This is a genomic window from Amycolatopsis sp. NPDC058986, from assembly GCF_042741125.1.
Taxonomy (GTDB): Bacteria; Actinomycetota; Actinomycetes; order Mycobacteriales; family Pseudonocardiaceae; genus Amycolatopsis.
The window spans coordinates 35,432-54,464 of the sequence record NZ_JBHYJW010000015.1 but is presented as its reverse complement, the minus strand read 5'-3'; the positions used below and the strand labels follow the sequence as shown (position 1 = coordinate 54,464).

The following is a 19,033-nucleotide window of genomic DNA, read 5'->3' as shown; positions in this document are numbered from 1 at the left end:
GAGCGTCGACCTGTCACGGTCGGGGTTTCCGGACAGATCCGCTTCGGCCGGGGCGAACACGACATCGAGCCGATGGGGGCGGGGCGGCAGGCTGTCGCGTTCGCCGGGTCGGGTCAGGCCGGTGCGGCGGCCCGCCGCGGCGGGACCAGTGCGTGCCGCCCCGTCGTTTCGGCGGGCGTGGGTGCGCCGCCGCGGGACTGGCCGGGGACGGCGGCGCGGCGCCTGCCCGCACGCAGCCTGCTCGCGCTCGTCGTCTGCTGCGGGGCGAGGCCGCCCGCGACGAGGTGCTCGTGCGCGGCCTGCCAGACCGAGCACGGCGCCTTGCAGCGGTGCCACCGCGTCGAGCAGGTTGGGCAGTCACCGCGCTCGTCGGGCTCGTGCGCCTTCAGCATGGTGCGCCAGCCTTCGGCCAGCCGGGGCAGTTCGGAGCGGGCCACCGACACCAGCGACTGCGCGTCCGCGCGGTTCGCGAGGTCCGCCAGCATGTCGAGGCGTTCCCAGACCGCGTTGCGCAGGACCTGGCCTAGTACCTGATCCATCGAGAGCTCACCGTTACCTTTCCGCCATCTTGGCGGCTTCGTTGAGCGCGGCCCTGAGCTGGCCGAGCTGGCCGGAGGTCAGTCGCGCCGTCTCGCCGGGAGGCGACACGAGGACCACCTGGTTGTCTTCGACGAAAACCGTGACCGCACGCTCGCGGCTGATCAGATCGCCGCACTGGACGCGCCAGACCAGCTGCCCGCCCTCGTAGCGGCGCAGGCTCGCGGTACGGGGGTCGACGGGCGCGGAGGCGATGGGGCGAGGTGCCTGTGGCGTCGTGTTCATGGCCGCCGCCTTCGTGATCGCCGCCGGCCGCACAGGTCGCATGGCGGTACCGGCGTGCCCGGCTGCGATCGAGTCCACGAACTCCACTGGCTCTTCTCCGCTCTGTAGTCCTGCTGTCCGCTTGTCCGGCGCTGGTTCCTCTCGACCGGTTTTCGTAGCTCTCCGTAATCGCTGCCGGTATCCGGTCGGTGACGGAGATCTGACAACTACAGTGAAGTGAAACCGAGTGGGATAGAAGGTCGAAACGGCGTCATAGCGGTGACCGGACGCGGTTCCACGGTAAGCGGTCGAGGAACTTCGCCCGGACCGATCAGGGCGCGGTTTCGCTGTTTCACACGGTTCAAGAGCTTTGCCTACGCTGTTTCACAGACGCCCGACGGACGGTGAGGGGGCGCAATGGACGCCAATGGTGGCGGCAACGGACCCGGTTCCGAGGCCCGGCAGGGTCACACGGTTCCCGCGGAGGCCTGGGAGCAGGCCGAGATGCGAGCGGCACTCGCCGTTCGGGACGTGAGTGCCGTGTACCGGTTGTTGCGCAAGCACGGCATCTCGCAGCGCCAGATCGCCGCGCTGACCGGCCAGTCACAGTCCGAGGTGTCGGAGATCCTCAAGGGCCGCCAGGTCATGGCCTACGACGTGCTCACGAGGATCGCCGACGGGTTGGGTGTCCAACGTGGATACATGGGCCTCGCCTACGACGAGGCCACAGCGATACGGGTCGTCGGCACCGTCGGCGGCCAGCAGGCTGAGGAGGACGAATCCGTGAAGCGACGGAGGTTCCTCGCGCACGCCGCCCAGGTCACCATGGGCGCGGCGGTGTTCGGACCGGAATCGGGAACGTGGTCGGCCGGACCGGCGAGGACGCCGGCACCGGGCCGGATCGGGATGACCGACGTGCGCCAGGTGGAGGCCGCGACCAGGGCACTGCGGGCGCTGGACTACCAGTACGGCGGTGGTTTCTGCCGGGACGCCGTGGTCGCGCAGCTGTCGTGGGGACAGCAGATGCTCGAGGCCAACGGCACCGAGGTGGTCAAGAACAGGCTCTTCGTCGCGCTCGCCGACCTGCACAGCCTCGCCGGCTGGACCTCGTTCGACACCGGGCTGCTCGACTCCGCCCGCGGTCACTTCGCCAACGCGCTCGACCTGGCGAAACAGGGCGACAACCACCCGCTGGTCGCGAACGTGCTCTACCGGATGGGCCGGGTCTACCTCCATCAGGACGCGCCGAACGACGCGCTGAAGCTGTTCCAGCTGGGCCAGATCGCGGCCCAGGAATCCGGCTCCGAACTGGCGGTTTCGGTGTTGTGCGCCAACGAGGCGTGGGCCTACGCGATGATGGGCAACGAGGAGCAGGCGGTGAAGCTGCTCGGCCGGAGCAAGGACGAGTTCGAGCGGGCCAACCTCGCCGAAGCCGAGTCCTGGGTCAAGTTCTTCACCGAGACCGACGTCTACGCGATGGTCGGCACCGTGCACACCGTGCTCGCGCAGCAGAACGCCGACCACACCAAGTACGCCATCCCGGCGCTGACCCGCGCGGTCGACTCCTACGACGACGACATGGCCCGCAGCAAGGCGTTCATGCTCAGCGCGCTGGCCACGAACCACCTGCTCGAAGGCGACATCGACCACGGCGCGAAGGTCGGCGGCAGGGCCATCGACTGCGCCGAGGGGCTCAAATCGGAGCGGGTGAAGGACCGGATGGAGCCGTTGCGGGAAGAAGCCGTGCGCCGTCAGAACAATGCGTACGCGCGTGACCTGGTCGATCGCCTGCACATCTTCTACGCGGCCTGAAGCAGGAGCCGCTGGGACCGTCTTGGACGGCCGGTTCACGCCCGAGAAACTGTACGGCGCGCTGAAAGCGACCTGCGCGTTGCTCGGACTCGACCCCGCCGGAGCACGGCTGCTGCGTTTCACGAACAACGCGGTGTACGCGCTGGCCTCCGCGCCGGTCGTCGTCCGGATCGTCGGCTCGACCCGGCTACGGCATCGCGTCGGGACGGTGGTCCGGGTCGCGAAGCACTTCGAACGGCACGACGTTCCGGCGATCCGCCTGCTCGACGGCATCGAGCAGCCCCTGCACGTCGGCGAGCACCTGGTGACCGTCTGGCACGAGGTGCCGAGCACCGGCCGTTCGGCGACCGTGGCCGAACTGGCCGGGCTGCTGCGCCGCGTGCACGCCCTCGAACCCCCGGACGGCCTTGCCGCGTGGGCGCCCCTCGCCGCGGTGCGCGCCAGGGTGTCGGATGCCGAGGAAATCGCCGAGGACGACCGGAGTTTCCTGCTCGACCGGTGTGCCGAACTGGACGACGCACTGGCCTCGCTGGACTTCCCGCTGCCCTGCGGACTGGTACACGGCGACGCCTACCCCGGCAATCTCATCCCCGGCCCGGACGGCCCGGTGCTCTGTGACTTCGACTCCTCCGGGATCGGGCCGCCGGAATGGGACCTGACGCCGCTCGCCGTGGGCAGTGCGCGCTTCGGTGACCCGCCGGAGCGGTACCGCACCTTCGCCGCCGCGTACGGCTTCGACGTAACCACTTGGCCGGGGTTCTCCGTGCTCAGGGCGGTGCGGGAACTGAAGCTGACGACCAGCGTGCTGCCCATTCTGCGCAGTCATCCGCAGGTGCGGGCGGAGTTGTACCGGCGACTGGACGACCTGCGGCACGGCCGTACGGAAACGCGCTGGTCGCGCTATCGCTGACTTCGCTCACTGCGCGAAATGCACGTGCATTCGGCGATGACAAAAGACCGTTCGTCGCATTAGGAAAATCGTCTTCGGAGAGTAGATAATTCTGCCCGACCTATCACCTCCAATGGATCACGCTTCCCCCAAATGTGCAAGTTGCAATCACGGAGTGTTAACGGTTGGGAAGTTGATCACCCGTCCGGGAGTCCGGTCAGGAAGCGGCGACCGGGGCGCGGGTGAGGACTACCGCGAAGCCGAACGCCAGCCCCATCACGGTCAGCTCCAGCGCCGCCCACGCGGCGAACGCGGTGCGGTTGTGCCGGATGATCTGCGGCATCAGCCGCCAGCGCACGTTCGCGCCGAGCACGGCGATCGCGGCGGTGCAGAGCAGTTTCAGCAGCACCAGCTGGCCGTACGGCGTGGTGAACACCCCTGCCCAGAAGCCGATGGTCGGGTTGAGCGAGATCTCGATGAGCCCGTTGAAGAGTCCGGTGGCCGCGGAAAGGATCAGGCACAGCGTCGCCAGCTTCGAGAACCGTGGCAGCGCGTGGGCGAGCAGCGTCCGGTTGGCGACCAGGAGCACGCCCATCGCGCCGAGCCCGCCTGTCCAGGCGACGGCGCTCATGACGTGCAGCTCCATCGAGATCATCGTGTAGTCGTGGTAGTTCCAGTTCGACGCGTGCCCGGTGACCGGCAGGGGCAGCAGCGCGAACAGGCCGAGTCCGACCCGTACCTCGGCGGGCACCTTTTCGCCGTGCCGCAGCGACAACGCGCCGAGCCCGGCGTGCAGCAGGGCGAGCACGGCGACGATGACGAGCGCCTTCCCGGCACCGACTTCGGCGATGTAGCCGCCGATGTCGGCCATCGACAGCTTCGGCGAGCCCGGTTTGAACTCGGCGGTCTGCAGGATGAGCGTCACGATCGCGGTCGCCGCCCACACCAGCGCGGCGGCGACGCCGGCGGGGCGGGCGAGCCGCAGGATCGGCTCGGTGAGCTTCGGGCGGTCGTAGCCGACCAGTACCGAGAGCAGCGCCAGCCCGATCGTGGTCACCGCGGAGAGATCCAGCAGCACCCGCACGACCGGGATGGCGGCCGAGACCACCTCGCTGACCTGCGCCACCCCGGGCACCGGGGCGGTGGCGGTCAGCGCGACGCCGATGAGGGCGCCGACGATGCCCGCCGCCACCACGCAGAACAGCGTGGCGTAGCGGACTCCTGCGGTGGTCCCGGCCCGAGTCATTACTGGCCTTTCTCCTTGGTGCCGCCGGTCCGGAGCGCGACGGTCAGCCCGATCGCGAGTAGCACGACGGCGCCCGCGATCCACACCCAGATCGGCACTCCGCCGCCGGAGGACGGCTGAGCCGCACCCGCGGGCTGACCGGTGCCGCCGGAGCGCGCCGCGTCGACGCTCGCCGGGGTGCCGGTGCCCGCGGTGGTGAGGGTGAACGGGATCTCGCCGGTCACCGCGTGCCCGTCGGCGGAGAGGATCCGGTAGCCGACGGTGTACTTCCCGGCCGGGCCGAGCGCGCGCAGCGGGGCGCTGACGACGTTGTTCTCCACCTTGACCGGGCCCTCGGCCCATTGTCCGCCGTTCGGGCCGGTGACCGCGATCTGGTTGACGTCGGCGTTCTGCACGTACTGGTCGAACGTCAGCTTGACCTGCGACGGCCCGGTCGCGACCGAGGCGTCCTTGGCCGGGTCGGACGAGACCAGCACGTTGTGCGCCAGCGCCGGGGTGGCCGTGGCGAGCAGGGCCACCCCGGTGATCGCCAGCGCGGTGAGCGCTTTGCGCATTACTTGGTTCCCTCTTCGTTCTTCGTGGTGTCGGTGGTGCTGGTGGCGCTGGTGGCAGCCGGACGGCGGGAGCGCAGGATCGCGCCCGCGCCGACACCGAGGCCGAGCGCGCCGACGACGAGCCCGGCGCCGCCGAGCCAGCGTGCCGTGTTGTCGGAGGACGACGTCGCCGCGGCCTGGTCACCATCCTTGCTCGCGTGCGCCCCGCCGTGGGCGTCGCCGCTCGCGCCCTTCGCGGCCAGCTTCACGACCGGCGCCGGGTGCTCGGGCTCCTCGCCACTCGGCGGCGTCGGCTGGTTCCAGTTGACGACCTTGCCGCTGTCGTAGGTCTGCTCGGCCGGGAACTCGATCTGGTCGACGTTGGCAGGCAACGCGCCCGCGCTGATCTCGAACTCCTCGAACGACGTGTTGCCGGGGCCGATCTTGGTGCCGGGCTGCGCGGTCCAGGTGATCTTGGTGACGGCCTCGGTGATCTGCGTGCCGGACGCGGTGGTCACCGGCGCGGGCAGCTTGCTCTTCGTGACCTCGGAGGTCCAGCCGGGGATCGGGCGGGTGCGGGCGCCGCCGATGCCGTACTCGGGCTTGAGGTCGACCGACACCTTGACGGTGGCCGCGTTGGCATCCTCGTTCGGCACCCGGAAGAAGATGGCGCCGTACCCGCCCTTCGTCGGCTGGGTGCCGTAGACGTTCGCGGTGACGTGGGCGGAGGCGACACCGGCGCCGAGCAGACCGGTGATACCGATGGTGGCGGCCAGGAAACCGGCGCGCTTGAAGACGTGCTTGGACACGAAAACTCCTGAACGGGGTATGGGGGCGGCGGAATCTCGGGGGATTCGCCGGGGAAAGGGGGATGAAGCTGGGGTTCAGGAGCGGACCGGCGGGCCGCGTCGCCCGTGTGCGCGACGGAGCTGGATGTCGAGCAGGTGGCCGGGGCTCGCGGTGCGCACCGGCAGCGGGACGGGGGCCGCGGCGGGCACCGGAAGGGTGCCGAGCAGCAGTGGCAGGACGGCACGCAGGGCCGAAAGCACCGCGAGCAGCATCGCGTCGGCACGGGCGAGCAGCAGTGCGGTGAGCACCGTGGCGACGGCGTGCGCGGCGGTCATCGTGAGCCCGGCGCCGGCGTCCGGCATGGCGTGCCCGGCGAGCGTGGTGAGCACGAGGTGCATGACGAGCTGACCACTGCCGAGCAGGGCGATGGTGGCGAGCGGTCCGCGTGCCTTCCCGGCGAGCGCGGTCGCGGTCCAGCCGATGAGGCCGGTGAGCAGGAGGGTCAGCGCCGCGTCCGGCACCCCGCCGTCGGCGAGGGCGTGCGCGGTGACGGCCAGTGCCGCGGAGCTGACGGCGAGCAGCCCGCCGCGCACAGCGCGTAACGCGCCGCGGTGCTGGACAGGATCGCTCACGCGAACAGATTAAGGGAGCACCACAGCGTGAGCGAGCACTCGCCATCCAGTGAGCACGTGGTGAGACAGCGTGGACGGATTGCAGCCGGATTGTTGACATCGGCGGGTTTGGGCAGGTCAGCCGATTTCGATCGGGTTAAGGCGGCTTGACACGACGGCGGCGTCGGTTGCCGAACCCGGGGCGATGGGGAACGGTGTTTTACCGACAGCGGTCAAGGGGGTTTGAGCCGAGTCTGTTCCGGGTAGTGACACTGCCGATCAGACGGTTACTCCGAACGAGTGACGGCGATCCTCCACACGCGGCAGGAGAACAGACACGGATGAATCTCTTCGAGTACATCTCGGACCGGTGGGACAAGCTTTATCTGGAAGCGCTCCTGCACGTCAGCGTGGTGGTGCAGTGCACGATCCTGGCGGCGGTCCTCGGCGTGCTGATCGGTGTCGCGGTCTACCGCAGCCCGGTCGGCTCGGCCGTGGCCACGGCGCTGGCCAGCACGATCCTCACGGTGCCGTCCTTCGCGTTGCTGGGTCTGCTGATCCCGCTGTCCGGTCTGGGATCGACCACGACGGTCATCGCGCTCGTCCTCTACGCGCTCCTGCCGATCGTCCGGAACACCATCGTCGGCCTCGACGGCGTCGACCCGGCGGTCGCCGACGCGGCCCGCGGTATCGGGATGAGCCGCGTCGGCGTGCTGACCCGGGTCGAGCTGCGGCTGGCCTGGCCCGCGATCCTCGCCGGCATGCGAGTCGCGACGCAGATGCTGATGGGCATCGCGGTCATCGCGGCCTACGCGAAGGGGCCGGGCCTCGGCGGCGAGGTGTTCTCCGGCCTGACCAACGCGGGGAGCACCAACTCACTCAACCAGGCGCTGACCGGGACGATCGGGGTCGTCATCCTCGCCCTCGTCCTCGACGGCATCTACGTCCTGATCAACCGTTTCACCGTTTCTAGGGGTGTCCGTGGCTGAGCACGAGCAGGTTTCCGGCGTCGAGATCGAGCTGGAACACGTCACCAAGCGCTACTCCGGCACGCGCGAACCCGCCGTCGACGACTTCTCGATGGTCGTGCCCGCCGGCAAGATCGTCGTCTTCGTCGGCCCGTCCGGCTGCGGCAAGACGACCACGATGCGGATGATCAACCGGCTGATCGAGCCGACGTCCGGGCGGATCACCGTCGGCGGTGAGGACGCGCTGAAGTTCGACGTCGACAAGCTGCGCCGCGGGATCGGCTACGCGATCCAGCAGGCGGGGTTGTTCCCGCACTTCACCGTCGCGCAGAACATCGGCGTGGTGCCCGGGCTGCTGGGCTGGGACAAGAAGAAGGTCAACGACCGGGTCGAGGAGATGATGGATCTGGTCGGCCTTGATCCCCGCGACTTCCGCGACCGTTTCCCGCGTCAGCTCTCCGGCGGTCAGCAGCAGCGCGTCGGCGTGGCCAGGGCACTCGCCGCGGACCCGCCGGTGCTGCTGATGGACGAGCCGTTCGGCGCGGTCGACCCGATCACCCGCGGCAACCTGCAGGACGAGTTGCTGCGCCTGCAGACCGAGCTGAAGAAGACGATCGTGTTCGTCACGCACGACTTCGACGAGGCGGTCAAGCTCGGCGACAAGATCGCGGTGCTCGGCAACAAGTCGTCGATCCTGCAGTACGACACCCCGGAGGCGATCCTCGCCAACCCGGCCAACGACACGGTCGCCGGGTTCGTCGGTGCGGGCGCGTCGCTCAAGCAGCTCACGCTGATGCGTGTCCGTGACGTGGAACTGAAGCAGGAAGCGCTCACCGCCGGGATCGACGAGTCCCCGGCGGCGGTGCGGGAAAAGCTTGCCGCACAACGGAAGCACTTCGTCCTCGTGCTCGACGCCCGGCGGCGTCCCGCGCGCTGGGTGCACCTCCGGGAACTCACCTCGGCGACGTCGCTGGAAACGGCGGGACGCCCGCTGCGTGACGTCGTCAGCCTGCAGTCGACGTTGCAGGACGCGCTCGAAGCGATGCTCGCCGAGGGCGGCGCGGTCCCGGTCACCGGCTCCCGCGGCGAGTACGCCGGGACGATCCACTTGGAGACGGTGATCTCGACGATCCAGCAGCTGCGTGACGACCACGCGGACGATCACGAAGCCGACGAGTCGGAAGGCGCACCCGCATGACGGCCGCCGTCGACACCGGTTTCACGACCGAATCCAGTTCGCGTGGCGCGGAGCGCGTCCGGCTGTTCGCGCAGCCCGTCGTCGTGCTCGTGATCGTCGCGGCGGTGCTGATCTGGGTGTTCTCCAGCGGGCTGACCGCGACGGAGAAGGCGACGTTGAACACGACGTCGCTGCTCACCGCGTTGAAGGACCACGTGCTGATGACGCTGGTGGTGACGGCGATCGTGGTCGCCGTCGCGGTGCCGCTGGGCATCCTGGTCAGCAGGCCGTGGGCGAAGTGGGCGGCACCGGTGTTCCTGGCGATCGCGAACATCGGGCAGGCCGCGCCCGCGCTCGGTGTGCTGGTGCTGTGGTTCATCGTCACCGGCGCGGTCGGCGGGATCTGGGTCGCTTCACTGCCGCTGGCGTTCTACTCGCTGCTGCCGGTGCTGCGGAACACCCTGGTCGGCCTGCAGCAGGTCGATCCGGCGCTGATCGACGCCGGACGCGGCATCGGGATGTCGGCCTCCGGCGTGCTGTGGCGGGTCGAGATGCCGTTGGCCATCCCGCTCATCCTGGCCGGTCTGCGCACTTCACTGGTGTTGGCGGTCGGGACGGCGACGTTCGGCATGTTCGTCAACGCCGGCGGCTTCGGTCTGCTGATCGACACCGGCTACAAGCTCAACCTGACGAAGGTGCTGATCACCGGCTCGGTGCTGGCCGTCGCGCTGGCGCTGCTGGTGGACTGGCTGGGCGCGGTCGCCGAGCAGTACTTCGGACCGAAGGGACTTCGCTGATGCGGCGGTTTACGCGCAGGGTCGCGGCGCTGGCCGGGGCGGTGCTGCTTTCGGCGTCGCTGGCCGGATGCGGCCTCGACGTCAACACCGGGGTGCCGTACACGATCCATCCCGGGTCGATCCAGCCGATCCCGTCGCTCGAGGGGCTCAAGGTGACGGTGGGGTCGAAGGACTTCACCGAGAACATCATCCTGGGCTACATGGCGGAGATGGCGCTTTCCGCCGCGGGCGCGGACGTCATCGACCTCACCGACATCAAGGGCTCGAACTCCTCGCGGCAGGCGCTGCTCAACGGCCAGACCGACGTCACATGGGAGTACACCGGCACCGGGTGGATCAACTACCAGGGCAACGAGCTGCCGGTGCCGGGCGGCGAGAAGGCGCAGTACGAGGCGACGAAGGCGGCCGACGAGCAGAAGTACGGCGTCGCGTGGCTGAACTACTCGCCGCTCAACGACCAGTACGGGTTCGCGGTCACCGAGGCCTACGGCGAGAAGAACAACCTGAAGACGACGTCCGATCTGGCGGCGTTCCTCAAGAAACAGCCGGATCAGGGCGTGTTCTGCCTGGAGACCGAGTTCACCAGCCGCCAGGACGGCTGGCCCGCGGCGCTCAAGGCGTACGGATTCCAGAACCCGCAGGTGAAGAACTTCGGCATCGGGACGATCTACTCGGCGATCTCGAACGGCACCTGCAACATCGGCGAGATCTTCACGACCGACGGCCGGATCGCCGGTCTGCACCTGCGGGTGCTCGAGGACGACAAGAAGGCGTTCCCGCAGTACAACGCCGTTCCGACGCTGCGGAAGTCGTTCCTGGACGCACATCCGGAGATCCGAGGACCGCTGGAGAAGGTGGCCGCGGCGATCGACAACAAGCAGATGATCGAGCTGTGCAAGCAGGTCGACGTCGACGGCCTCGACGCGGGCAAGGTCGCCTACAACTGGATGGTCTCGAAGGGCTTCATCAAGTAGCCCGAAGGTCCGTGAAGGCCCCCTTTACAGCGCTCAGTGCTGTGAAGGGGGCCTTCGTGTCAGAGGCCTAGGCGGTGCAGGAGCTGGCCTTCGAGCCGGTCGAGTTCCCCGGCGACGGCGCGGTGGGCGGGCTTGCGCCGCGAGGTGGGCATGCGTTCCGCGGCGCGGACGGTGGCCGAGAGCTGCTCCAGCGTTCCCTGCGCGTCGGCGGCGAAGGACAGGTCGGCCTCCGATGCTTTCGACGACTTCCGCAGTTCCGCCAAACCCTGCGCCAGTCCGGCGATCCTGGCGTGCAGCGCGGCGCCGCGGCCGGTGTACTCGCCGAGCTGGTCGACGCTCACCCCCAGCTTCCGTGCCTGGTAGCGGTCGTACAGCTCGCGCGCGGCCCCAGCGGCGCGGACGGCGTAGGGCGCGACCACCGGGATCACGGCGGGGCCGATCACCTTGGCCACCGCGATGGCGTTCTTCGCCTTCTTCGGCGTGATCCGTGCCTCACCATCGACCTGCTTGGCCTTACGCGCCATAGCCCACCTCCGCGACGTGTCGACGTCGAACTTACTGGTCCCCGAGGTGGCGGGCATGTCGGCCGGCGGGAGTGCTTCTAAAGTGATCGGCATGGAACGTGAGGTGGTGCTCGACGCGGGGGCGGTCAGCCGCTGCCGTCGTCGCGTGCACCTCGAGCACGACCCGGCGATGCGCGGCGTTCCGCTGCCCCCGCCGGACCCGACGGCACAACAGCGGATCGCCGACGCCACGGCGCACCGCGAGGAGATCCTGCGGCGGCTCATGGCCGCGACCGGGCCGGATGCGACCTGGGCGACGATCCCGCGTGACCTGCCCGCGGCCGAACGTGTGCAGCGCACCGAAGCCGCGCTCGCCGAGGGCGTCGGCCACATCTGGGGCGCGTTGTTCCCGGTCGACCCCGCGGCCCACCGGCGCGGCGGCGTCGATCTTCTTGTCCACACCGGACAGGGCTACGTGCCGGTTCTCGTGGTGCGCCACCGCATCACCGACCGCGGCACGGGAGCGCAGACGACCCCGGTGACCGATCTCGACCCGGCGCACCGCGCGGCGGACGAGCAGCGCAAGGTGCGCTCGCAGCCGCGCGATCAGCTGAAGCTGGCGCATCTGCACCGCATGCTCCAGTCGCTGGGACACGCCGACTCGCGGGCGGTCGGCGGGGTGATCGGCCTCGACGCGGACGTCGTCGTCTGGCACGACCTCACCGCGGGTACCTGGCCGGGCGGGCGCAGCGCGCTCGCCGAGTACCAGAGCCGCTTCGCCGACCGGGTCGCCGTGGCGACCGCCGCCGCGAACGGCGACGAGCCGCTGGCGAGCCCGTCCCGGATCCTCGAATGCCGCCGCTGCCCGTGGTGGTCCACCTGCGAGGTGGTGCTCACCGAGACCAGGGACGTGAGTCTCGTGGTGCGCGGCGAGGACGCGATGGAGCTGCGCCGGTCCGGCGTGTCCACAGTGGACAAGCTGGCCGCGCTGGACCCGGCCGACGAGCCGCCGCCGATGAACTGGACGGGCGGGTCCTTCGCCGACGCGATCATGCTCGCCCGCGCCTGGCTCGCCGACCTCACCATGGTTCGCCGGGTCGACGTCGTCGAGGTGCCGCGCGCGGACGTCGAGGTCGACGTCGACATGGAGAGCTTCGGCGATTCCGGCGCGTACCTGTGGGGCTCGCTGCTCACCGGCGCCGACATCGGGCTGCCGCGGGGATATCAGGCGTTCGCGACCTGGGATCCGTTGCCGACGCACGACGAGGCCCGCTCGTTCGCCGAGTTCTGGGCGTGGTTGAGCGATGTTCGCGAGCGCACGGCGGCGGCAGGGCTGACCTTCCGCGCCTACTGCTACAACGCGCTCGCCGAGAACCGCTGGCTTTTCGGCTCGGTGGAGCGCTTCGGCGATCACCCCGGCATCCCGTCCCGCAAGGAGATCGAGTCCTTTGTGGACTCCGAGGAGTGGGTGGACCTCTTCCGCAGTGTCACCGACCAGTTCCTGTGCTCGCACGGCAAGGGGCTGAAGGTGATCGCGCCGGTCGCCGGGTTCGCCTGGCGGGATCCGGAGGCGGGCGGCGAGGCGTCGATGCGCTGGTACCGCGACGCGGTCGGGATGGACGGCGGCGTGCCGGACGACGTCCAGCGCGAGCGGTTGCTCCAGTACAACGAGGACGACGTCCGCGCGACCTACGCGCTGCGCGAGTGGATGAGCACCCGCGCGCAGGCCGAAGTCCCGTTCGCACTCGACCTCTGATCTCTTAGTTTGTGAGATACTTGACGAGGCTGAGGTATCTCCGCATACTCGTAGGCGAGTACTCGTTCACGAGCTAAGGATCAAGTGATGGCGAAGCGGCGCAAGGTCGGCAACCTGCTGGGCCTCGCCGTGCTGTCGACGCTGGTCGAGCGGCCGATGCATCCCTACGAGATCGCCTCCTTGCTGCGGGAACGCAACAAGGAGCGCGATATGAACATCAAATGGGGCTCGCTGTACACCGTGGTCGGCAACCTGGAGAAGCACGGGTTCGTCGCGGCGGTGAAGAGCGTGCGCGAAGGCGGGCGCCCGGAGCGGACGGTCTATCGGCTGACCCCGGCGGGACGCGCCGAGTACGAGGACTGGGTCCGTGAGCTGCTTTCGACGCCCGAGCGGGAGCAACCGCGGTTCGAGGCGGGGCTGTCGGTGATGGCGGTGCTCGGCCCGGACGAGGTCGTCGCCCTGCTGACCCGCCGGGCCGACCTGCTGGCCGCCGAGATCACCGAGCAGCGGGAAACGCTGGCGCGGGTGGCCGAGGAGATTCCGCGGCTGCTGCTGGCCGAGGCCGAATACGACCTGGCCATGCGCTCGGCGGAGCTGAACTGGGTGCGCTCGTTCGTGGCCGAGCTGGCTTCCGGGGAAATGCCGGGTGTCGAAGCGTGGCGGCACTGGTTCAAGACCGGCGAAATCCCGGACGACATGAGCGAACTGGCGGAGAGGGGGAGCACACAGGCCTGAGAAGGGGGCGACCCCGGCGGGTGCTGGCACACCACGCCGGGGTCTGGAACCTCGAACCGAACCCGCGCACGGATCCCGGCCACGAGGTGGCAGCGTCAGGATAACCGGGAGCCTTGTCGTGGGCCGGTTCGGACGAAACACACGAACCGAAACCGGAGAAACCCATGAAGAACCAGGAAATCACCCGCGAACGCCGCAAGCTCGTCCCCGAGATGGGCGGCACGGTGGCGCGGATGTACGCGAGGCAACGTGGCACCGAGGCACAGCTCGCGATGTGGCGGAAACAGGCGGCGGAGATGACCGCGGATCTGCCGGACGGCGCCGACATCCTCGAAGTGGCTTTCGGGCCCGGCTATTTCGCCGTCGAACTGGCGCGGCTCGGCTTTTCGGTCACCGGGCTGGACGTCGCGCGCACGTTCGTCGAGCTGGCGAACGAGCACGCGGCGAAGGAACGGCTGCGCGTCGACTTCCGGCAGGGGGACGTCGCGGCGATGCCGTTCGAGGCGGAGTCGTTCGACTTCGTCGTCTGCCAGGCGGCGTTCAAGAACTTCACGCGCCCGGTCGACGCGCTCGACGAGATGCACCGGGTATTGCGGCAGGGCGGGGTCGCGGTCGTCCAGGACCTGAACTACGAGGCCACGGACGAGGACATTGCCCGTGAGGTCGAGAACATGGACATCGGGCGGGTCGCCGGGTTCACCACGCGGCTGACGCTGGGCGGCATGCTGCGCCGCCGGGCCTATTCGCCGGAGCGGTTCCGTCTGATGGTCGCCCAAAGCGCGTTCAAGACCTGCGAGATCACCACACCCGGTATCGGCATCGAGGTCACCCTGCGCAAGTGAGCTGAAGGGGACTTTCCTCGCATCACACGCGAGGAAAGTCCCCTTCAGTACGTCCTATGCGACGGGAGTCCCCTTCAGCTCGCGCGTCAGCGCGGGGCCATGCGCAGGGAGCCGTCCATGCGGATGACCTCGCCGTTGAGGTAGTCGTGGTCGATCAGCGACAGCGCGAGCTGCGCGTACTCGTCCGGCCGGGCGAGCCGCTTCGGGAACGGGATGCCGGCCGCGAGGCCCTCGCGGAACTCCTCGCTGACCGTCGCGAGCATCGGGGTGTCGACGATGCCCGGCGCGATGGTCAGCACCCGGATGCCGTGCGAGGCGAGGTCACGCGCCGCGGGGAGGGTCATGCCGACGACACCGCCCTTCGACGACGCGTACGCCACCTGGCCGATCTGCCCGTCGTAGGCCGCGACCGACGCGGTGTTGATGATGACGCCGCGGGCGTTGTCTTCGAGCGGCTCGGTCTTCGCGATCGCCTCGGACGCCAGCGTCACCACGTTGAACGTGCCGATCAGGTTGATCTGGATGACCTTCGCGTACAGCGCGAGGTCGTGCGGCCCCTTCTTGGACAGGATCCGCGCGGACGGGCCGATCCCGGCGCAGTTCACCACGGTCCGCAGCGGTACGCCCGAGCTCGCCGCGGTCTCCACCGCGACCCGAACCTGGTCCGGGTCGGTGACGTCGGCCTCGACGTACGTGACGCCGTCGATCTGCTCGGCCTTCTCGATCGAGGAGGCGAGGTCGAGCGCGAACACCTTGGCGCCCTTGCCGGCCAGCGCCTTCGCGGTCGCCCCGCCGAGCCCGGACGCGCCACCCGTGACGAGTGCCGCGGTGTCGGTGATCTGCATGTTCTCCCGTTCCCTTCTGGCCAGCGCACTGATTGAGACAGGTTAACGCTCGTTCGCATCGGCGTCGTGGGTGTGCTGCCTCACTTCGGGCAGGAGTAGACGCGAGGAGTATTCGGGGGTGCCCCCTTCCGTTAGCGCGGTGGTCAACTCCGGCCGTCACCCTCGGCTGCATGACCGCAGCTCGGATCGTGGTGGTGGGGACCGGTTACGTCGGACTGACCACGGGAGCGTGCCTGGCCAGCCTGGGGCATCGCGTCACCTGTGTGGACGTCGACCAGACGAAGATCGCGCGGCTGTCCGCCGGACGGGTGGACATTCTGGAACCGGGACTGGCCGAACTGGTCACCCGTGGGCTCACGAGCGGAAGACTCGGTTTCGTCGTCGGCGCGCGGGAGGCCGTGCGTGACGCGGAGGGCGTCTTCCTGTGCGTTCCGACGCCGATGGGTGCTGGTGGTTCGGCGGACCTGCGTGCCGTCGAGGCCGTGACGTCGGAGATCGGCGACGTCCTGCCCACCGGCTGTGCCCTGATCACCAAGTCGACCGTGCCGGTCGGGACGGCGCAGCGAATCCGGGCGATGCTCGGCCGCACCGACATCCCCGTGGTGTCGAACCCCGAATTCCTGCGCGAGGGCACCGCGGTCTCGGACTTCCTCGGCCCGGACCGCATCGTCGTCGGCTCCGACGACCTCGACGCCGCCCGCTGGGTCGGCGACCTCTACGAGGATCTGGACGCGCCGGTCGTCCTCTCGGACGCCGCGAGCGCGGAGCTGGTGAAGTACGCGGCGAACTGCTTCCTCGCGATGAAACTGTCCTATGTGAACTCGATCGCCGAGCTGTGCGAACGCCTCGGCGCGGACATCGACCTGGTGACCGCGGGGATGGGCTACGACCGGCGGATCGGCCGGACGTTCCTGAAGCCCGGCCCCGGCTGGGGCGGTTCGTGCCTGCCGAAGGACACCAGCGCGCTGGTGCGGGTGGCCGAATCGGTGCAGTACGACTTCCGGATGCTGACCTCGGCGATCGAGGAGAACATCGCGCAGCGGGACCGGATCGTCGCGAAGATCGCGGGCGCGGTCGGGGGCACTTTGGCCGGGGCGCGGATCGGCGTGCTGGGCTTGGCCTTCAAGGCGGGGACGAACGATCTGCGCGACTCGCCCGCTCTGGCGGTGTCGTCGGTGCTGGGCGCGCTCGGCGCCGAGCTGACCGCGTACGACCCGGCCGTCGGCGGTGAGATCGCCGGAATGATCGTGGTCGACGATCCCTATCAGGTCGCGAAGGGCGCGGACGCCGTCGTCGTGCTGACGGAGTGGAACGAGTTCAAGCGTCTCGACTGGACGTACTTCGCCGAGCTGATGGAGGGGGACACCGTGGTCGACACCCGGAATCTCCTCGACCCGCACCGGATTCTCGACGCCGGGCTGAACTGGCAGGGCGTCGGCCGCCCGCGCGCCGCCCACCGCCCCCTCACCACGAGTCAGGCCTAAAGCTTCTCCCGCGGTAAATTCGTTAAGGCCACCTTACGGGCAAGAGACGCCCGTAAGGTGGCCTTAACGGCATTTGCCCAGCGCACGGAGCCGTTCCGTGGAGAACTCGCCAAAAGCCGGACGGTGGACACACCCGGCTGCCATAATCCGGACATTTGGATTTGCCGACCGCGCAAGGGAGACGCGATGTCCGCCCATATGGACGAGCTGATCGCTCAGTTCCAGAATTTCCAGACCAAGGTGCGGCAGGCCGAGGCTCGCTTCGCCGGTGTCGAGGACATGCAGGAGCGGATCGCGCAGGTCGAGAACACCGTGCGCTCGCCGGACGGCAACGTCACGGTGACCGCCGGTGCCGGCGGGACGGTCACCGATCTCCGGCTCGCCGCGGGCGCCACCCGCCTCGAAGCGGGCCAGCTGGCCGGGATCATCATGAACACCCTGCGTCAGGCGGTCGCCGGTGCCGTCCAGAAGCAGGCCGGAATCGTGGACGACGCGTTCGGCGACGCGTTCAACGTCGACGTCTCGGCGCAGGTCCGGCAGGCCCAGACCGAGGCGTTCGGGGCCGTCGCGGAACCGCCCGCGACACAACAGCAGCAGCACCAGCCGTTGCAACAGCCGGGAACCCCCGCGGAGGGATTTGCGTCGTACCAGCAGCCGCCCCAGCCGCAGGCGTCGCCACCCCGGCGACGGCCGAGCCCGCGGAATGACGACGACGACTACTTCGACGACAACTCCATCCTCCGCCGCGACTGATCCGACCGAGGGGCTCCCCGATGGCACCAGACATCCACACCAGTATCGAAGCGATCTCCGGGTACTCGAAGAAACTTCCCTTCTACGAACAGGAAGCGGAAAAGTTCGGTGCCAAGATCGACGCCGCCGACGTGACCAACGAGGCGTGGGGTGTCATCGGCATCTTCGCCAAGCAGGGCTACACCGAACGCCTCACCGAGCTGCGTTCGCTGCTGACCGATCTGAAGGACGGCGTCGACGCGCTCACCGACAAGATGAACAAGGCCGCCAACATGTACAAGGGCGCCGAGGACGCCGGGAAGATCACCTTCGGCAAGTACGAGGCGGAAATCGACGCGATCGGGAAGCCGGGCAAATGACCGAGGAAAAGAAGAGCATCGCCGACACGCTGGACGTCAAGCCGTACGACGAGAGCATGGGCGCGAACCTCGATCGCGCGGCGGAGAACGTGCCGGTGCTGGGGACGGCCTACAAGACCGGCAAGTCGATCGGCGAACACGCCCAGCAGGCGGCCCAGGCGGACAACCCGCAGGAACTGGCCTCCGCGGGCGCCGCGCTGGTCGGCGACGGCGCGAAGTTCGTTCAGGGCGCCGCGATGGACATGGTCACCTTCGCCATGGACCCGATCGGCTGGCTGGTCAGTCACGGCCTGAACATGCTGCTCGAACTGGTCCAGCCGCTGCAGGACGCGCTGCACCAGGTCACCGGGGACGGCCCCGCCATCGGGCACGCCTCGGAGAACTTCACCGCGATCGCGCACGGTTTCGTCGCACTCGCCGAGGACTTCGAGAAGACCGGTGACACCGCGCTCGCCGAATGGGTGGACGAGGCGGGCAAAGTGGCGAAGGAAGCCCTCGGCGACTTCTCCTCCGGCATCCGCGGGGTCGGCTCGGCCGCCGGTTCGGTGGCCGAGGTGCTGCAGATGTGGTCGATGCTCATGGTGGTCATCGAGGAGCTGATCAAGGGCATCATCACCGAGCTGATCTCCTGGCTGATCACTCTCTGGCTGCCCGCGCTCGCCGCGTCGGTGATCAGCTTCGGCAGCTCGGTCGCCGCCGCGATGACCGCATCCATCGCCAAGGCCGCCAGCGTGCTCACCAAGGTCACCCGTTACCTCGGCAAGTTCGGCAAGCTGCTCGAGAAGTTCATCGAGTACATGGCCAAGTACGCGACCAAGATCGTGGCGATGACCAGGAAGTTCCGACTCGGCCGGTACGCCGGCGAATCGCGGTTCGGCCTCGATACGCTGGAGAACACGGCCAGGGTCCCGTTCACACCGGGCAACCGGATGACCACCACGATGCTCGGGGGCGCGGCCGGCGTCAAACCGTTCGTCGTCGGCGCGAGCGTCAAGGCCGGTACCGGCGCGGCAAAGGGCGCTTTCCACGAGGGCAAGGACGCGGTCAGCACCGAGGGAGACGAGCCGTGGTTCAACAAGAGCGAGATCGGTGGGGACAAGAGCCCGGAGGAGACCCGGGGCAACCTCGACATCTAGGCGCCACGCCGCAGGACTTCGTC

At 68.9% G+C, this 19,033-nt stretch carries 21 protein-coding genes; 13 read left to right on the top strand and 8 right to left on the bottom strand.

Annotation, left to right across the window (positions count from 1 at the left end):
* Nucleotides 1-113: 113 nt before the first annotated feature.
* The gene (locus ACFW0G_RS15930) at nt 114-539 is read right to left on the bottom strand and encodes a hypothetical protein (protein WP_378325970.1); all 426 of its coding nucleotides are present in this window, start codon (nt 537-539) and stop codon (nt 114-116) included.
* Between the two features lie 13 nt (nt 540-552).
* The gene (locus ACFW0G_RS15925; RefSeq protein ID WP_378325969.1) at nt 553-909 is read right to left on the bottom strand and encodes a hypothetical protein; all 357 of its coding nucleotides are present in this window, start codon (nt 907-909) and stop codon (nt 553-555) included.
* Between the two features lie 309 nt (nt 910-1,218).
* Here ACFW0G_RS15925 and ACFW0G_RS15920 point away from each other — a divergent pair, with 309 nt between their 5' ends.
* Both ACFW0G_RS15920 and ACFW0G_RS15915 read left to right on the top strand, forming a co-directional pair.
* The gene (locus ACFW0G_RS15920; protein ID WP_378325968.1) at nt 1,219-2,613 is read left to right on the top strand and encodes a tetratricopeptide repeat protein; all 1,395 of its coding nucleotides are present in this window, start codon (nt 1,219-1,221) and stop codon (nt 2,611-2,613) included.
* 22 nt (nt 2,614-2,635) lie between these two features.
* Complete coding sequence (locus tag ACFW0G_RS15915; RefSeq protein ID WP_378325967.1) at nt 2,636-3,523, top strand: phosphotransferase; 888 nt, start codon at nt 2,636-2,638, stop codon at nt 3,521-3,523.
* A 196-nt stretch (nt 3,524-3,719) separates the two neighbouring features.
* Here the strand turns inward: ACFW0G_RS15915 and ACFW0G_RS15910 are convergent, their stop codons facing one another.
* The 4 genes from ACFW0G_RS15910 to ACFW0G_RS15895 form a co-directional block, all read right to left on the bottom strand.
* Nucleotides 3,720-4,748 carry a copper resistance D family protein gene (locus ACFW0G_RS15910; protein WP_378325966.1) on the bottom strand — a complete coding sequence of 343 codons (1,029 nt, stop codon included), beginning with the start codon at nt 4,746-4,748 and terminating at the stop codon, nt 3,720-3,722.
* On the bottom strand, nt 4,748-5,302 hold the full coding sequence (locus ACFW0G_RS15905) for a copper resistance protein CopC (protein WP_378325965.1): 555 nt from the start codon (nt 5,300-5,302) through the stop codon (nt 4,748-4,750). Before ACFW0G_RS15905 ends, ACFW0G_RS15910 begins: the two co-directional genes overlap by 1 nt.
* The gene (locus tag ACFW0G_RS15900) at nt 5,302-6,090 is read right to left on the bottom strand and encodes a YcnI family protein (protein ID WP_378325964.1); all 789 of its coding nucleotides are present in this window, start codon (nt 6,088-6,090) and stop codon (nt 5,302-5,304) included. Before ACFW0G_RS15900 ends, ACFW0G_RS15905 begins: the two co-directional genes overlap by 1 nt.
* A 75-nt stretch (nt 6,091-6,165) precedes the next feature.
* Entirely contained in the window at nt 6,166-6,651 is a 486-nt protein-coding gene (locus ACFW0G_RS15895) for a hypothetical protein (RefSeq protein ID WP_378326075.1), read from the bottom strand.
* Nucleotides 6,652-7,022: 371 nt separating this feature from the next.
* Here ACFW0G_RS15895 and ACFW0G_RS15890 point away from each other — a divergent pair, with 371 nt between their 5' ends.
* The 4 genes from ACFW0G_RS15890 to ACFW0G_RS15875 are packed head-to-tail and all read left to right on the top strand — an operon-like array spanning nt 7,023 to nt 10,597.
* Nucleotides 7,023-7,670, top strand: coding sequence for an ABC transporter permease (locus tag ACFW0G_RS15890; protein ID WP_378325963.1), 648 nt, complete (start codon nt 7,023-7,025; stop codon nt 7,668-7,670).
* Nucleotides 7,657-8,847 (top strand): ABC transporter ATP-binding protein, encoded by a 1,191-nt coding sequence (locus ACFW0G_RS15885; RefSeq protein ID WP_378325962.1) that lies wholly within the window; start codon nt 7,657-7,659, stop codon nt 8,845-8,847. The genes ACFW0G_RS15890 and ACFW0G_RS15885 overlap by 14 nt, the downstream gene beginning before the upstream one ends.
* A complete protein-coding gene (locus ACFW0G_RS15880; protein WP_378325961.1) occupies nt 8,844-9,623 on the top strand; it encodes an ABC transporter permease in 780 nt (259 codons plus the stop codon). The genes ACFW0G_RS15885 and ACFW0G_RS15880 overlap by 4 nt, the downstream gene beginning before the upstream one ends.
* Entirely contained in the window at nt 9,623-10,597 is a 975-nt protein-coding gene (locus tag ACFW0G_RS15875) for a glycine betaine ABC transporter substrate-binding protein (RefSeq protein WP_378325960.1), read from the top strand. Before ACFW0G_RS15880 ends, ACFW0G_RS15875 begins: the two co-directional genes overlap by 1 nt.
* Before the next feature lie 59 nt (nt 10,598-10,656).
* Here the strand turns inward: ACFW0G_RS15875 and ACFW0G_RS15870 are convergent, their stop codons facing one another.
* On the bottom strand, nt 10,657-11,121 hold the full coding sequence (locus tag ACFW0G_RS15870; RefSeq protein WP_378325959.1) for a DUF6474 family protein: 465 nt from the start codon (nt 11,119-11,121) through the stop codon (nt 10,657-10,659).
* A gap of 91 nt (nt 11,122-11,212) precedes the next feature.
* On the opposite strand from ACFW0G_RS15870, the gene ACFW0G_RS15865 reads away from it, so the two are divergent.
* The 3 genes from ACFW0G_RS15865 (at nt 11,213) to ACFW0G_RS15855 (ending at nt 14,433) form a co-directional block, all read left to right on the top strand.
* Nucleotides 11,213-12,856, top strand: a complete 1,644-nt coding sequence (locus ACFW0G_RS15865) for a TM0106 family RecB-like putative nuclease (RefSeq protein WP_378325958.1) — start codon at nt 11,213-11,215, stop codon at nt 12,854-12,856.
* Nucleotides 12,857-12,943: 87 nt separating this feature from the next.
* The gene (locus ACFW0G_RS15860; protein WP_378325957.1) at nt 12,944-13,591 is read left to right on the top strand and encodes a helix-turn-helix transcriptional regulator; all 648 of its coding nucleotides are present in this window, start codon (nt 12,944-12,946) and stop codon (nt 13,589-13,591) included.
* A 164-nt stretch (nt 13,592-13,755) separates the two neighbouring features.
* Entirely contained in the window at nt 13,756-14,433 is a 678-nt protein-coding gene (locus tag ACFW0G_RS15855) for a class I SAM-dependent methyltransferase (protein WP_378325956.1), read from the top strand.
* An 86-nt stretch (nt 14,434-14,519) separates the two neighbouring features.
* Here ACFW0G_RS15855 and ACFW0G_RS15850 read toward each other — a convergent pair whose 3' ends face one another.
* Nucleotides 14,520-15,278: an SDR family NAD(P)-dependent oxidoreductase gene (locus tag ACFW0G_RS15850; RefSeq protein WP_378325955.1), complete on the bottom strand. Its 759-nt coding sequence runs from the start codon at nt 15,276-15,278 to the stop codon at nt 14,520-14,522.
* A gap of 170 nt (nt 15,279-15,448) precedes the next feature.
* Between ACFW0G_RS15850 and ACFW0G_RS15845 the strand changes: the two genes are divergently transcribed.
* From ACFW0G_RS15845 to ACFW0G_RS15830, 4 genes are all read left to right on the top strand, one after another.
* Entirely contained in the window at nt 15,449-16,762 is a 1,314-nt protein-coding gene (locus ACFW0G_RS15845) for a UDP-glucose dehydrogenase family protein (protein WP_378325954.1), read from the top strand.
* Nucleotides 16,763-16,948: 186 nt separating this feature from the next.
* Nucleotides 16,949-17,515, top strand: coding sequence for a YbaB/EbfC family nucleoid-associated protein (locus tag ACFW0G_RS15840; RefSeq protein WP_378325953.1), 567 nt, complete (start codon nt 16,949-16,951; stop codon nt 17,513-17,515).
* A 20-nt stretch (nt 17,516-17,535) separates the two neighbouring features.
* Complete coding sequence (locus ACFW0G_RS15835; RefSeq protein ID WP_378325952.1) at nt 17,536-17,874, top strand: hypothetical protein; 339 nt, start codon at nt 17,536-17,538, stop codon at nt 17,872-17,874.
* On the top strand, nt 17,871-19,010 hold the full coding sequence (locus tag ACFW0G_RS15830; protein WP_378325951.1) for a hypothetical protein: 1,140 nt from the start codon (nt 17,871-17,873) through the stop codon (nt 19,008-19,010). Before ACFW0G_RS15835 ends, ACFW0G_RS15830 begins: the two co-directional genes overlap by 4 nt.
* Nucleotides 19,011-19,033 lie beyond the last annotated feature (23 nt).